Below are 15,132 nucleotides of genomic sequence, written 5' to 3' on the forward strand. Positions count from 1 at the left end.
GAAAAAAAATGGCTTTATTACCAATAATAAAATACCCTAACCCGGTATTAGTTACACCGACTAAAGAGGTACTAGATATTACAGATGAAATCATTCAGTTAATGGATGATATGTATGAAACAATGGTAAATGGTGATGGAATTGGTATTGCGGCACCTCAAGTAAATCAATCCCTTAGAATAGCACTAGTTGAAATTGATGAAGAAACAGGTCTATTTGAAATGATTAACCCTAAGATTATAAAGTCTTCAGGTAAAGCAATTGACGTTGAAGGTTGTCTAAGTTTTCCGGAAATCTACGGTACAGTTGAACGAGCAGAAACGATTGTTCTTCAGTATTTTGATAGAGATGGCGACGCTTATGAAGTTGAAGCAGAAGATTATCTAGCACGCGTTTTTCAACATGAGTTAGAACATCTTGATGGAAAGTTATTTACAGATAAAATTATTCAGAAAATCAAACCAGAAGACTTAGAAGAATATATGGAGGAGAATATAACATGACAAAAATAGTATTTATGGGAACACCAGCATTTTCTGTTCCAATATTAGAAGCTCTAATTGAGGAGAACTATGAAATACTAGCCGTAGTTACGCAACCAGATAGACCGGTTGGCAGAAAAAAGGTTATGACACAAACTCCAATAAAAATTGCGGCACTTAAGCATAATTTAATCGTTTTACAGCCAGAGAAAATAACGGGTTCAGACGAAATGACTCAAATAATAGAGATGAAACCAGATTTACTTATTACGGCAGCGTTCGGGCAATTTTTGCCTCAAAAATTATTAAACGCACCAAAATATGGTGCACTAAATGTTCATGCTTCTCTTTTACCTAAATACCGTGGAGGCGCACCCGTCCATTATGCTTTAATAAAAGGTGAAAAAGAAACAGGGGTAACCATTATGTACATGGAGAAAAAAATGGATGCTGGTGCAATGTTATCTCAGCGTTCTTTAGAAATCACGGAAAGTGATGATGTAGGAACTCTTTTTGAACGCTTGAGTGCGTTAGGAAAAGAGCTATTGATCGATACTCTACCTGATTTATTAGCTGGTAAAATTAAACCAATCATACAAGATGAAGAAAAGGTTACTTTTTCACCTAATATTAAGCCAGAAGAAGAAAGAATTGACTGGACAAAAGAAGCTAAAGCAATTGACTGCCAAGTACGAGGTATGCGTCCATGGCCAGTTGCGTATACTATCATAGATAACATCCGAGTAAAAGTTTGGGATACAACTGTTTTAGAAGAAAAAACAAACGAGAAACCTGGAATGGTTATTAGAATAGAAAAAGCTGCTCTTGTGATTTCTTGCGGAAATCATACAGCAATACAAATTAACGAACTTCAACCCGCAGGTAAAAGTAAAATGACAACACTAGCCTATTTAACTGGAATAGGAAGCCAAGTAATTATTGGAGAAAAGGTAGGAGAAAATGGAAACTAAAAAAGATAAAATAGGAACAGATAAGACAGTACAAAAACGGAATACAAAAAAGACTAGTCGTTATTTGGCGATGTCTATTTTAGAAAAAACAGAAAAAGACCATTCCTATTCTAATTTGCTCCTCAACGAGACGATACAAAAAAATAATCTATCCCCAGCAGATGCTCGTTTATTAACTGAATTAGTTTATGGTGTACTGCAGCATAAGTTAACATTAGATTACTATTTGACTTCTTTTTTGAAAGAAAATCAAAAATTAGATGTTTGGGTTCACAATTTATTGCGTTTATCTATTTATCAAATGATTTACTTAGATAAAATACCTTCTCATGCCATTCTATTTGAAGCTGTAGAAGTAGCTAAGAAAAAAGGCCATATTGGAGTTAGCAAATTTATTAATGGTGTTTTGAGAAGTGCTGAACGTAAAGGATTTAAATCACTTGATGAGATAAAAGATCCAGTAGAGCGATTAAGTATTGAAATGAGCATGCCAAAATGGTTAGTTGAAAAATTTATAGCTGAAATAGGGATAGAAGAAATAAGGAAATTAGGGGAATCCATTTTAAGTCCTAGCCATTCTAGTGCACGTATCAATGAGAAATATTTATCTGTCAAAGAGGCTCTAGAGGCAATGGAAGAAGAAGGTTTCCATGTAGAACAGAGTCCTATTTCTCCAGTAGGAGTCATTAGTAAAGGAGGCCATTTCGCGTCCTCACCTTTATTCCAGTCAGGCCAGTTAACGATACAAGATGAAACATCTATGCTAGTAGCTCCTGCTATGCAAATAGAAGCACATCATCACGTATTAGATGCCTGTGCTGCTCCTGGAGGGAAGACGACTCATATTGCTTCATTTCTTTCACAAGAAGCGGGTGGTAAGGTTGTTGCACTAGATTTGCACCCACACAAGGTAAAATTAATTGAAGACAATGCTAAACGATTGCGTGTCGATAAAGTTGTTGAAGGAAGAACGATGGATGCTAGGAAAGTTGAAGAGGCTTTTGAAGATGAAAGTTTTGATCGTATCCTAGTAGATGCACCTTGTTCAGGTTTAGGGTTGATGAGAAGAAAGCCAGATATTAAATACACAAAAAAAGCTCAAGACATTGCTCAATTAAAAAAAATTCAATTAGATATTTTAACAAGTGTCGCTCCAAAATTAAAAAAAGATGGCTTATTAGTCTATAGTACATGTACGATTACTAAAGAAGAAAATCAGGGTACAGTAGAAGCCTTTTTAAGTTCTCATCCTAATTTTGAAAAAACAGAGATTGTTGCGAGCGCTGCTTTGAACGGCACGATTCAAGACAATTTAATGCAGATTTATCCACAAGATTTTGGAACAGATGGCTTTTTCATTAGTTGTTTAAGAAAAAAATAGAGTTAACAGACTAATTTCTAAGATTGGTGAGGTGTAGCAATGCATATTTTTTTTCAAAGTGATATTGGAAAGAAAAGAAAAAACAACCAAGATTTTGCTAATTACTTTGAGAATAATCAAGGAATACCATTGGCAGTTTTGTGTGATGGGATGGGTGGTCATAAAGCTGGCGATGTCGCTAGCGAAATGGCTGTTTCACATTTAGGAGATGCATGGAAAAATACTAGTTTGACTGAGATAGATACAATTATCGAGTGGATGAAAGAACAGATTAATAGGGAAAATACACGAATTGCCAAAAAATCAACTCAGTATCCTGATTTAGAAGGAATGGGTACAACTCTTGTAGCAGCAGCGTTAATTGGAAATCATTTTATTGTTGCGAATGTTGGAGATAGTCGGGCTTATCATTTTATAGACGGGAATTTAAAACAAGTAACAGATGACCATTCCTTAGTTAATGAATTATTAAAAAGTGGCGAGATCACAACAAAAGAAGCTATGAATCATCCTCAAAAAAATGTTTTGACCCGCTCATTGGGAGTTACTAAACAAGTAGAAGTAGATATAGTTACTGCTCCTATCTCAAAAGGTGATCAATTATTACTTTGTTCTGATGGGCTAACAAACATGGTTGATGATAAAGAAATAGCTGAAATATTAGCTGTTTCTAACAGGAGTTTTGAAGATAAGGTAGGAGACTTAGTCTCATTAGCAAATGCAAACGGGGGATACGATAACGTGACAGTCATGCTAACAGAAACCTATAAAGGAAAGGAGAGAAAAAGGACATGCAAATAGGATCAAAGTTAAATGGTCGCTATAAAATAATTGGTACAGTCGGCGGCGGTGGGATGGCTCACGTTTATTTGGCTCATGATTTAATATTAGATAGAGACGTAGCGGTCAAGGTTTTACGTTATGATTTCCGTGATGACCAAGATACGATTAGGAGATTCAAGCGAGAAGCTCTTGCAGCAACTGAATTAGTCCATCCTAATATTGTGAGTGTCTATGATATTGGCGAGGAAGATGATAATCAATACATTGTTATGGAGTATGTTAAAGGAATGGATTTAAAAAAGTATATTCACACTAACTTTCCAATACCTTATCAAAAAGTTACCAATATTATGGATCAAGTTCTATCTGCAGTAACGGCTGCTCATCACAATAGAATTATTCATCGTGATTTGAAACCTCAGAATATCTTAATTGATGAATCTGGCGTAGTTAAAATCACCGATTTTGGAATAGCTGTCGCTTTATCGCAAACGTCTATTACACAGACTAATTCGTTATTAGGTTCAGTCCATTATTTGTCTCCTGAACAAGCACGGGGAGGTATGGCAACAAACCAATCGGATATTTATTCTTTAGGAATTATTTTATATGAACTCTTAACAGGTCACGTTCCGTTTGATGGTGAGTCTGCTGTTTCGATTGCTTTAAAGCATTTCCAAGAAACTGTTCCTTCTGTTAAAAGTTATGATCAACGTATTCCGCAAGCTTTAGAAAATGTTGTTTTAAAGGCTACTGCCAAAGAAATAGCAGATAGATATAAAACCGTTTACGAGATGCAAAATGATCTGGTCACTGCATTATCAGTAGATCGAAGAGACGAAGCAAAATATACTCCAGTTAGTATGATGGAAAAAACAAAAGTATTAGAACCTATACCAGTGGTTATAAAAAACTCGCAATTAGATGAAAAGATTGAAAAAGAGGACATATCTAGTAGCAAGCAGCTTAAAAATAGCGAAAAATCAACTAAAGCACAAGCGAAAAAAAGTAAAAAACGCAAAGTATGGCTTCTGACAGCAGTAAGTTTAGTTTTATTGGGTATTGGACTATTCTTTGTGATAGCAAATAGTGCGCCCAAAGATGTTGTTGTTCCAAATTTAATAGCTATGACTGAAAATGAAGCAGCAAAAGTTTTATCTGAAAAAAAATTACTTATCGGAAAAATTACAAAAGAAGCAGACGGCGATATTGAAGAGGGTCTTATTTTAAAATCTAAACCCAAAGCGGGTTTAAGTGTGAAAGAAAATACACCAGTAGATATCGTAATTAGCTCGGGTAAAGCAACTTTTAAATTCCTAGATTATACGGGGAAATCTTATGAAGAAGTTGAAGTTCTATTAAGCGAACAAAATTTCACTATAAAGCGTGAAGATCAAAGCAGTGATACGATAGAGGCAGGCTTAATTATCTCGCAAGATATTAACGAAAATGAAACAGTTATTCCTGAGGATACAACGATTACCTTTGTCGTTAGCACTGGACAAGCTGGTTTTGAAATGCGTGATTTGAGTGGATACACTGAAAAAAGTGTAAGAGATTATGTAAAGGATAACGATCTAAATGTAACCATTACAAAAGAATACTCAGCTGAAGTAGCCCAAGGACAAGTTATCTCACAAAATCCAACAGCAGGAACGGTTTTATTTGCAGGAAAAGATATTTCAGTGGTCATTTCACAAGGGCCTAAAGAAATTCCAGTAAAAACGATTAATGAAAAAATTAGTATTTCTTATAAAGAGCCAGAAGAAGGGAATTCTTCCGGAGATGATGATGAGAGCGTAGAGCCAAATATCATTCCTAATTCAATTACGATTTATATAGAAGATCAAGAACATAAATTAGAAACTGTTTTTCAGCAATTCGAAATTTCAGAAGATACTGAAATTAACTTAGCATTTGTTTTACAAGATGGGAAAAAAGGCAGATACAAAGTTGTCAGAGATGGAGAAACTATCGAAGAAGACGAAGTTTCTCCCTAAAAGAGCGTGAGTCTAGTGATAAGCAGAAAAACCCAAAAGACATAAACTAGTCTTTAGGGTTTTTTGGTGTTAAAATATAAAAAAGACCATTCTTATATATTAGCTTGAATAAATACAAAAAATAAAGGAGGTACACTGTGCTAAAAGGACAAATTAGAAAGGCGTTGAGTGGATTTTATTATGTTTATCACGAAGGTGAAACGTATCAAACTCGTGGTAGAGGTAACTTTAGAAAACGCAAATTAACACCGATGGTCGGTGATTATGTCGAATTTGAGAGTAGCACAACGACTGATGGTATTCTTAAAGAATTATTATCGAGAAAAAACGAACTTATCCGTCCTACGGTAGCGAATGTGGATTTAGGAATTATCATTATGTCAGCTATAGAACCTAATTTTTCTACTAATTTACTTGATCGCTTTTTAGTCACGTTAGAAAGCAAAGGTATCCAAGCTATTATTTATATTACAAAAATAGATTTGTTGAATAAAGAACAAATAGAAGAAATAACGACTATAAAACAACAGTATGAAAAAATAGGCTATCCTGTTATTCTGCCAGAATTAGAATCAAATCATGCAGCGATAGAGAAATTGGTGGCGTATTTCCCAAATAAATTAACAGTATTTATGGGACAATCAGGTGCTGGAAAATCAACATTGTTAAATCAAATCGCGCCAGAATTAGACTTGAAAACAGGCATTATTTCTTCAGCATTGGGTCGTGGAAAGCATACTACTCGTCATGTTGAGTTGATTCCTTTATATGATGGATTAGTAGCAGATACGCCTGGTTTTAGTTCGATAGACTTTTTAGAGATTGAAACAGAAGAGTTACCTGAATTATTCTTAGAATTTGTTGAAGTACAAGATCTTTGTCGTTTTAGAAGTTGCATGCACCGAAATGAACCGGGCTGCCAAGTTCAAAAAGAAGTCTCAGAGGGCCGGATACAGCCTTATCGTTACAAACATTATTTACAGTACCTTGATGAAATTGAAAATAGAAAACCTAAATACAATAAAAAGGAAAAGTGAGGATGTATATGAAAATTTCACCGTCTATTTTAAGTGCAGATTTTGCTAATTTAGAAAGAGATATTCGTTTAGTCGAAGAGGGAGGAGCAGATTACATACACGTAGATGTTATGGATGGGCATTTTGTTCCTAATTTAACATTTGGTGCGAACATTGTTTCTGCCATTCGTCCGATAACGAAATTACCATTAGACTGCCACTTAATGATTGAAAATCCTGAAAACTATATAGAAGATTTTGCTAAAGCTGGAGCAGATATTATTACAGTCCATATAGAAAGTACGTCTCATATTCATCGTGCCATTCAGATGATTAAAAATCAAGGTGTCAAAGCAGGCGTCGTTATTAATCCTGGGACAGCAGTGGAATCCATTATGCCTATTTTAAGTGAAGTAGATATGGTTTTAGTTATGACTGTTAATCCTGGTTTTGGTGGTCAGAGTTTTATTAATGAGACCGTTTCTAAAATTGCCTTATTAGACAGTCTAAAAAAAGACAAAGATTACCATTTTGAAATCGAAGTTGATGGTGGTATTTCACCTGAAACAGCTAAAATATGTAAAGATGCAGGTGCAACTGTTTTTGTAGCTGGTTCTTATATCTATGGTGCTAAAAATCCAGTAGAACGATTGATGACTTTAAAAGATGCCGTGCGTTGAAATGGTTAAGATTGCGATAATGGTAGGTGGCCCAGAGAGTTATCTACCAGATATTAAAAATAGTTTGCCAGACAATGTAATTTGGATTGGTGTGGATAGAGGAGCAATTAGACTATTAGACTATGGTATTAAACCTGTTTTAGCTTTGGGAGATTTTGATTCTATTACCTCTGAGGAATTAAGTCATTTAAGAAATAAAATAAGAGATGTGCGCCAATTTCCAGCAGAAAAAGATGCAACAGATACAGAGTTGGCTGTTAGAGTAGCATTTGAGGAGTTCACTCCTGAAGAAGTAACGTTATACGGTGCTACTGGAGGAAGATTAGATCATTTATTGAATAATTTATGGCTTGTTTTTCAACCAGCTTTTTATCCTCATTTATCTAAAATAAAGATTATTGATAATAAAAATACTGTCTCGTACTTTAAACCCGGAGTTTATGAAATCCAAAAAGAAACAGATAAAAAATATTTAGCTTTTGTTTGTTTAACAGCCGTTAGTGAACTGACGTTAAAAGATATGAAATACGAGTTATCTAAAGCAAATATCGCTTATCCTCAATCCTTAGCAAGTAATGAGTTTATAACTAAAAATGCCCAGTTTTCTTTTGAAACAGGTTTAGTGGCAGTTATACAAAGTAAAGATTAAAAAAATAGAGTTGGGACAATTGTCCCAACTCTATTTTTTGTACTTTTTAAACGCGTTCAATTTTACCAGATTTAAGAGCGCGAGTAGAAACCCAAACTTTTTTAGGTTTTCCATCAACTAAAATGCGAACTTTTTGTAAGTTAGCACCCCATGTACGTTTTGTCTTGTTCATAGCGTGAGAGCGGTTGTTTCCGCTTTTTGCTTTGCGTCCTGTAATAACACATACTTTAGCCATTATTCTTTCCTCCTTTGCCGATATCTCGAAGCAAGGCTTCAATCTATACACTCATACTTTCATAATTTATCATAATTAGAGAAGATATGCAACATTTTTCTTTCAAGGAATTTTACTTGACAGCTTAAAATCAAAGAAAGTAGTGAGTAGGTTATTATGGAATAATTGTTTGGAAAATGATTTGATAAATAAAAAGACTGATTACTATTAGAGAACAGCGAGTTTTTACCTTAGACCTTTTAATATCCGACCAGCTATGATAAAATGTAGAGTAGTAATTCATGGCTAACTAGCAAAAAGGAGGATTTTTACCATGGCAGTTAAAATAAAAACGCAATTTGGTGTTATTGATATTTCAAACGAAGTAATTTCCACAGTAGTCGGAGGAGCAGCGACTGAAATTTTTGGGATCGTTGGTATGGCAAGTAAAAATCAAATTCGTGATAATTTAAATGATATTCTTAATAAAGAAAATTATTCGCGTGGTGTCATTGTACGTCAAGAAGATAACGGCGTTATAGTGGATGTTTACATCATCGTTAGTTATGGGACTAAAATTTCTGAAGTAAGTCGAAATGTACAAGAAAAAGTTAAGTATGATTTAGAAACAATGTTAGACATCTCTGCCAGAGCAGTAAATGTTTACGTACAAGGTGTTCGTGTCTTAAAAGATTAAAAAAAAGAATTTGTTGTAGTCACTTTGATTGAAAGTGATGAAGGAGGATATAGTGGTGAATGTTACAACGTTAGAAGGCAAACAGTTCCGCAATATGGTTTCAGTTGGAGCCAAACGTTTAGATAAGAATGCTGAATATGTTAACTCATTAAATGTTTTTCCAGTTCCAGATGGAGATACTGGTACGAATATGAACTTGTCATTGGCAAGTGGAGTAAAAGCAATTGAGAATTGTGAGTCAGATAACATGAATGAACTAGCGGCAGCTTTGTCAAAAGGTTTATTGATGGGAGCACGCGGAAATTCAGGAGTTATTTTATCCCAATTATTTAGAGGTTTTGGTAAAGCGATTGAAAAAAAAGAAGTCATAACAGCAAAAGATTTTGCTGGAGCTTTTATGAATGGTGTCCAAACAGCGTATAACGCAGTCATGAAACCAGTTGAAGGAACTATTTTAACTGTAGCACGTGAATCAGCAAAAGCTGGTGAACTACAAGCTAAATCCACTGATGACATTGTCGTAGTGATGGAATCTGTTGTTCGGGAAGCGAAAAAGTCTTTAGCAAGAACACCTGATTTGCTGCCTGTTTTAAAAGAAGTCGGTGTAGTAGATAGTGGAGGACAGGGTCTTTTATTTATCTATGAAGGATTTTTAGAAGTATTATCAGGTAAAGTTAATGAAGATGAAGAGTACCAACCTTCTCCAGAACAGATGAATGATATGGTAAATGCAGAACACCATCGCAGTGTTTCAAATCATATTGCTACGGAAGATATCAAGTTTGGTTATTGTACTGAAATTATGGTCAAAATTGGTGATGGCGAGACAGTTAAACAAGAATTTGACTACGATACGTTTCGTAATCATCTAAATGAAATTGGTGATTCTCTCTTAGTTGTATCAGATGATGAAATTGTTAAAGTTCATGTCCATACAGAACATCCCGGTGAAGTGATGAACTATGGTCAAGAATTTGGATCACTTGTAAAAATCAAGGTAGATAACATGCGTGAGCAGCATGAAACAATTTTAGATAATGAAAAACCAACTGCTTCCAAAGTATCTAGTAAAAAAACGCCTTATGGTGTAATAGCTGTTGCTGCTGGTGAAGGAGTGCAAAACCTCTTTAAAAGTTTAGGCGTAGATTACGTTATTAGTGGGGGACAAACAATGAACCCTAGTACAGAAGATATATTGAAAGCAATTGATGCAATCAATGCTGAAAAAGTTATTATTTTACCAAATAATAAAAATATATTTATGGCTGCCGATCAAGCTGCAGAAGTTAGTGAACTAGAGGTAGTTGTTATTCCAAGTAAAACGGTTTCTCAAGGGATGACAGCAATGTTAGCCTTCAATGAGTTAAATGATCTAGAAACGAACAAAAAAGAAATGAGCATGGAATTAGAAAATGTTATCAGTGGTCAAATCACTAATGCTGTTCGCGATACCGAAATAGAAGGTATTAGTATCAAAAAAGATGATTTTATGGGAATAATTGATGGTAAAATTAAAATTTCTAAACTAAATCGTAAAGAGGCTGTACTAGAAACGCTTAAAATGATGATTACTGATGAAAGTGAAATTGTGACTATTTTGTTAGGCGAAGATGGTAGTATGGAAGAAGCCAATGAAATAGCTAATGAAATTAGTCAAGAATTTCAAGAGGTAGAAGTTGAAATCCATGAAGGACAACAACCTGTTTATCCATACTTATTATCGGTAGAATAAATTAAATAGACTAGACAACGATAGTAGTTTATTCTTACTATCGTTGTCTATTTTTAAAAATTTAAGTAAGAACCTTAAAAGGTGACGGAAAGGAGAGCAATAACTATGGGGAAAACAATTTATGATTCTGTATCTGTCCTTCCTTCGGTTGGACAAAAGCGTCAAGAAGCGTTAAATCAACTAGGCGTCTTTACGATTTTAGATTTGCTTTCTCATTTTCCTTTTCGTTACGAAGATATTCAAGAAAAGAATTTACTAGAGATAGAGGATCAAGAAAAGGTGACATTAAAAGGAAATGTCGTTTCTGAAGCAGTTGTTAGTCGTTTTGGGCCAAAAAAAAATCGCTTATCTTTTCGTTTGATTATCGAACATGCAGTCATTTCAATTACTTTTTTTAATCAATCTTATTTAAAAAGTAAAATTGTAGCAGGCGAAGAATTAGCCGTGTTTGGTAAGTGGGACGCTAAACGTAAAAGTTTGACGGGCATTAAGATCCTAGCAACAAGTTCAGGAGATCAAACCAATGATTTTGAATCTATTTATAAAGCAAATAAAGGGATAAAACAAAAAACGATTTTTGAATTAGTAAAAAAAGCTTATCAAGACTATCATGAATTGATTCCAGAAAATGTGCCTGATAATTTAAAAGAAAAGTATCGACTGATCACTCATAATGAAGCAGTGTATGGTATGCATTTTCCTACTTCACAAGAGCAATCAAAACAAGCTAGAAGAGAAGTTATCTTTGAAGAGTTTTTATTGTATCAATTAAAACTTCAAAGTTTAAGAAAAAAGCAAAAAGCAGCTGGTTATGGATTACAAATAAAGTATGATATTAAGGATTTAAGACGTTTCATCGCTTCTTTACCTTTTGAACTGACAACGGCTCAAAAAAGAGTCGTGAACGAAATCTGTACGGATTTAAAAGAACCAATGCATATGCATAGGTTATTGCAAGGAGATGTTGGAAGTGGGAAAACAATTGTTGCAGCGATCGCTTTATTTGCAACTGCAACTGCAAAGTATCAATCTGCATTAATGGTTCCTACTGAAATACTTGCAGAACAGCATATGGAAAGTCTAAGTCAGCTATTTGATCCTTCAGAAGTTCGAATTGCGCTTTTAACAGGTTCAACAAAAGCAAAAGATCGTCGGATTATTTTAGAAGAGTTAGAAAATGGACAATTAGATATTATCATTGGGACTCACGCATTAATCCAAAAAGATGTTTATTTTTCTCGATTAGGTTTAGTTATAACAGATGAACAACACCGTTTTGGAGTAAATCAAAGGAAAATATTGCGAGATAAAGGTAAGGAACCAGATGTTTTATTTATGACGGCAACTCCCATCCCAAGAACATTAGCGATTACAACGTATGGAGAAATGGATGTCTCTATTATCGATGAGTTACCAGCTGGACGAATTCCAATAGAGACAACCTGGACTAGGCCTAAAAATTTTGAGTTGACATTAGAATTCATCGAGCGCCAATTAAGATTAGGTTCCCAAGCTTATGTCATTTGCCCTCTGATAGAGGAGTCTGAAACGTTAGACGTAAAGAATGCAACAGATATTTACGAGAAATTATCTGCTTATTATGCAACACGTTATCAAGTCGGACTATTACACGGTAAAATGAAATCAGCAGAAAAAGAACAAGTGATGCATCAATTTAAAGAAAATAAATTGGCTGTTCTTGTTTCAACAACCGTTATTGAGGTGGGGGTTAACGTACCAAATGCGACGACAATGGTTATCTATGATGCAGATCGTTTCGGGCTATCCCAACTACATCAGTTAAGAGGCCGGGTAGGGCGTGGGCACAAGGAATCTTATTGTATTTTAGTAGCTAATCCTAAAAGTGAAACCGGTATTGAGCGAATGAAGATAATGACTGAAACACTGGATGGATTTGTTTTAAGTGAAAAGGACTTGGAGTTAAGAGGCGCTGGTGATTTATTTGGATCAAAACAATCTGGTTTGCCTAATTTTAAAGTAGGCGATATTATTGGCGATTTTGGAGCTCTAGAAGCCGCTAGACAAGAAGCGTCAAAACTAGTTAGTGATCCTAAATTTATGATTGATTCAAAGTATTTACAGCTACGAAAATCACTTGGTTTAGAAAATCTATCTGAGCAAAATTTCAACTAAAAAACATTGTTAAAATCATTCGTTCATACTAAAATGAAGGAAGAATCATGGAATCTGTAAAAGAATCGTTTTAAGGATAAATAAGGAGGAATAAAGTGTGAAAATTGCAGTAGATGCAATGGGTGGAGATAACGCGCCTAAAGCAATAGTCGAAGGTGTTGTGCTTGCAGCGAATGAATTTAAAGATATGGAATTCATTTTATATGGAAAAGAAGAGGCAATCAAACCTTATTTATCAAATGAACCCAATATCAGAATTGTTCATACAGATGAAAAAATAGAGAGTGAAGACGATCCTATCCGATCTATTCGTCGTAAAAAAAATGCTTCAATGGTTTTAGCAGCGCAAGCTGTAAAAAATAAAGAAGCAGATGCACTTTTTTCAGCTGGAAATACAGGTGCCCTGCTAACGGCTGGATTGTTAATCATTGGACGCATTAAAGGAATTGATCGTCCAGGTTTACTAGTTACTCTACCAGTCATTACGAATTCAGAAAAAGGGTTCAATTTAATGGACGTCGGTGCGAATGCAGACTCTAAACCCGAAAATATCCATCAGTATGCTATTCTAGGTAGTGAGTATGCTAAGTTGGTTCAAGGAATAAAAAAACCAACTGTTGGTTTACTAAACAATGGGACAGAAGAAAATAAAGGAAATGATCTTACTAAACGTGCTTATCAACTTTTAAAAGATGAGCCGATGATTCATTTTATAGGAAACGTAGAAGCAAGAGATATCCTAAGTGGTGTTGCTGATGTGGTTGTGACCGATGGTTTTACTGGAAATGCTGTTTTGAAAACGATTGAAGGTACTGCAATGTCAATGATGCAACTATTAAAATCAGCTATTTACGATAACGGCACTAAAGCTAAATTAGGTGGTTTATTATTAAAAGATAGTTTATCTGAAATGAAAGATGTATTAGATTATTCTAAATATGGAGGATCGGTACTATTTGGAATTAAGGCACCTGTTGTTAAAACACATGGTTCAACCGAAAAAGAAGCGGTTTACTTTACGATTAAACAAATTCACGAGATGTTAGCTTCAAAAGTTATTGATGATTTAGTCACTCATTTTGAAGCGAAACAAGTTGAAGAGGTTTAAAGAGTAAAATACAAAAAAGCTAGACTTTACCTTTAACTATCTGTAAAATAAACATGTCTGATACGTAAAAAAGTAGGATAGAAAAACCAAACGGGGGTGTAAGGATTGTCAAAGAATGAAACGTTTGAAAAAATAAAAAAAATAATTGTTGAACGATTTGGTATTGATGAAGAAAAAGTTACTCTTGAGATGACATTTAAAGATGATTTAGGAGCAGACTCACTTGATATTGTAGAATTAGTAATGGAATTAGAAGATGTTTTTGGAACAGAAATTTCTGATGATGATGCAGAAAACATCTCTTCTGTTGGAGATGCAGTAAGTTATATCAATGCAAATCTAAATTAATAGTAACCTATAAGACCTTTGATAAAGAAAAATTTCTTTTATCAAGGGGCTTTTTTAGTATAAACGCTTGATTTTATTTAAGTTAAGCAAGAAGTATAGTAAGATAGACGTTCGTGGATAGAAAATGAAACTATTTATTTTTAGTTGAAAAAGCAGTATACTAGTAATAGTTTCGCAAGTTTGTTTGAGAGGAGAAAAAAGATGAATGAACTATTTTTAAAAGAGCTTAAAGATAATTTTAACATCACATTTAATAATACTGCTTATCTAGAAGAGGCATTTACGCATTCATCATATGTGAATGAGCACAGGAACCAAAACATAAAAGATAATGAACGAATTGAATTTTTGGGCGATGCTGTATTAGAATTGATTATTTCAAGGTATCTCTTTGAGCATTATCCTACACTGCCAGAAGGACATTTAACAAAACTAAGAGCAAGAATCGTCTGTGAAGCAAGTCTAAGCTTATTTGCTAAAGATTGCGGCTTTGATCGTTACATCCGTTTAGGCAAAGGCGAAGAGCGAATGGATGGTAGAAAAAGACCAGCCCTTCTTTGTGATTTATTTGAATCTTTTATTGGTGCTTTATATTTGGATCAGGGAATTACTAAAGTATTGGAGTTTTTAAACCAAACAATGTTTCCTAAAATACAATCCGGTGCTTTCTCACATGTGATGGATCACAAAACAAATCTGCAAGAATATTTGCAGAAAAAAGGTGAAATAACAATTGATTATCGACTAGTCGAAGAAATTGGACCAGCTCATCAGAAAGCTTTTGTTGTCGAAGTCAGTGCAGAAGGACAACTATTAGGACAAGGGCAAGGACGAACAAAAAAAGCAGCTGAGCAAGTTGCTGCAGAAAATGCTTTGTTGAATTTACAAGGCCAATAATAGAATTAAGGATAAGCTAG

15 protein-coding genes are annotated in these 15,132 nt (G+C 34.5%); 14 read left to right on the top strand and 1 reads right to left on the bottom strand.

Annotated features, from left to right (window positions below; translation table 11 throughout):
* Positions 1–8: 8 nt before the first annotated feature.
* The 8 genes from def (at position 9) to ACMHYH_RS04280 (ending at position 7,962) form a co-directional block, all read left to right on the top strand.
* Positions 9–503, top strand: a complete 495-nt coding sequence (gene def / locus ACMHYH_RS04245) for a peptide deformylase (RefSeq protein WP_414840109.1) — start codon at positions 9–11, stop codon at positions 501–503.
* Entirely contained in the window at positions 500–1,453 is a 954-nt protein-coding gene (gene fmt / locus ACMHYH_RS04250) for a methionyl-tRNA formyltransferase (RefSeq protein ID WP_414840110.1), read from the top strand. Before def ends, fmt begins: the two co-directional genes overlap by 4 nt.
* On the top strand, positions 1,443–2,834 hold the full coding sequence (gene rsmB, locus ACMHYH_RS04255) for a 16S rRNA (cytosine(967)-C(5))-methyltransferase RsmB (protein WP_414840111.1): 1,392 nt from the start codon (positions 1,443–1,445) through the stop codon (positions 2,832–2,834). The genes fmt and rsmB overlap by 11 nt, the downstream gene beginning before the upstream one ends.
* A 39-nt stretch (positions 2,835–2,873) precedes the next feature.
* Positions 2,874–3,635 carry a Stp1/IreP family PP2C-type Ser/Thr phosphatase gene (locus ACMHYH_RS04260; protein WP_414840112.1) on the top strand — a complete coding sequence of 254 codons (762 nt, stop codon included), beginning with the start codon at positions 2,874–2,876 and terminating at the stop codon, positions 3,633–3,635.
* Complete coding sequence (gene pknB, locus ACMHYH_RS04265; RefSeq protein ID WP_414840113.1) at positions 3,626–5,617, top strand: Stk1 family PASTA domain-containing Ser/Thr kinase; 1,992 nt, start codon at positions 3,626–3,628, stop codon at positions 5,615–5,617. Before ACMHYH_RS04260 ends, pknB begins: the two co-directional genes overlap by 10 nt.
* Positions 5,618–5,754: 137 nt before the next feature.
* On the top strand, positions 5,755–6,654 hold the full coding sequence (gene rsgA, locus ACMHYH_RS04270) for a ribosome small subunit-dependent GTPase A (RefSeq protein ID WP_414840114.1): 900 nt from the start codon (positions 5,755–5,757) through the stop codon (positions 6,652–6,654).
* A gap of 8 nt (positions 6,655–6,662) precedes the next feature.
* On the top strand, positions 6,663–7,313 hold the full coding sequence (rpe, locus tag ACMHYH_RS04275; protein WP_414840115.1) for a ribulose-phosphate 3-epimerase: 651 nt from the start codon (positions 6,663–6,665) through the stop codon (positions 7,311–7,313).
* 1 nt (position 7,314) lies between these two features.
* Positions 7,315–7,962, top strand: a complete 648-nt coding sequence (locus ACMHYH_RS04280) for a thiamine diphosphokinase (RefSeq protein ID WP_414840116.1) — start codon at positions 7,315–7,317, stop codon at positions 7,960–7,962.
* A 46-nt stretch (positions 7,963–8,008) separates the two neighbouring features.
* Here the strand turns inward: ACMHYH_RS04280 and rpmB are convergent, their stop codons facing one another.
* Positions 8,009–8,197 (bottom strand): 50S ribosomal protein L28, encoded by a 189-nt coding sequence (rpmB, locus tag ACMHYH_RS04285; protein WP_034550470.1) that lies wholly within the window; start codon positions 8,195–8,197, stop codon positions 8,009–8,011.
* Between the two features lie 313 nt (positions 8,198–8,510).
* On the opposite strand from rpmB, the gene ACMHYH_RS04290 reads away from it, so the two are divergent.
* From ACMHYH_RS04290 to rnc, 6 genes are all read left to right on the top strand, one after another.
* Positions 8,511–8,873, top strand: coding sequence for an Asp23/Gls24 family envelope stress response protein (locus tag ACMHYH_RS04290; protein WP_414840117.1), 363 nt, complete (start codon positions 8,511–8,513; stop codon positions 8,871–8,873).
* Between the two features lie 55 nt (positions 8,874–8,928).
* On the top strand, positions 8,929–10,605 hold the full coding sequence (locus ACMHYH_RS04295) for a DAK2 domain-containing protein (RefSeq protein ID WP_414840118.1): 1,677 nt from the start codon (positions 8,929–8,931) through the stop codon (positions 10,603–10,605).
* A gap of 105 nt (positions 10,606–10,710) precedes the next feature.
* A complete protein-coding gene (gene recG / locus ACMHYH_RS04300; protein ID WP_414840119.1) occupies positions 10,711–12,759 on the top strand; it encodes an ATP-dependent DNA helicase RecG in 2,049 nt (682 codons plus the stop codon).
* A 97-nt stretch (positions 12,760–12,856) separates the two neighbouring features.
* Positions 12,857–13,867: a phosphate acyltransferase PlsX gene (gene plsX / locus ACMHYH_RS04305; protein WP_414840120.1), complete on the top strand. Its 1,011-nt coding sequence runs from the start codon at positions 12,857–12,859 to the stop codon at positions 13,865–13,867.
* 105 nt (positions 13,868–13,972) lie between these two features.
* Positions 13,973–14,215 (top strand): acyl carrier protein, encoded by a 243-nt coding sequence (locus tag ACMHYH_RS04310; protein WP_085560121.1) that lies wholly within the window; start codon positions 13,973–13,975, stop codon positions 14,213–14,215.
* A gap of 201 nt (positions 14,216–14,416) precedes the next feature.
* Positions 14,417–15,112 carry a ribonuclease III gene (gene rnc / locus ACMHYH_RS04315; RefSeq protein WP_414840121.1) on the top strand — a complete coding sequence of 232 codons (696 nt, stop codon included), beginning with the start codon at positions 14,417–14,419 and terminating at the stop codon, positions 15,110–15,112.
* Positions 15,113–15,132: the final 20 nt, after the last annotated feature.

It is taken from the genome of Carnobacterium sp. TMP28 (genome assembly GCF_047553015.1).
In the GTDB taxonomy this organism is placed as follows: domain Bacteria; phylum Bacillota; class Bacilli; order Lactobacillales; family Carnobacteriaceae; genus Carnobacterium_A.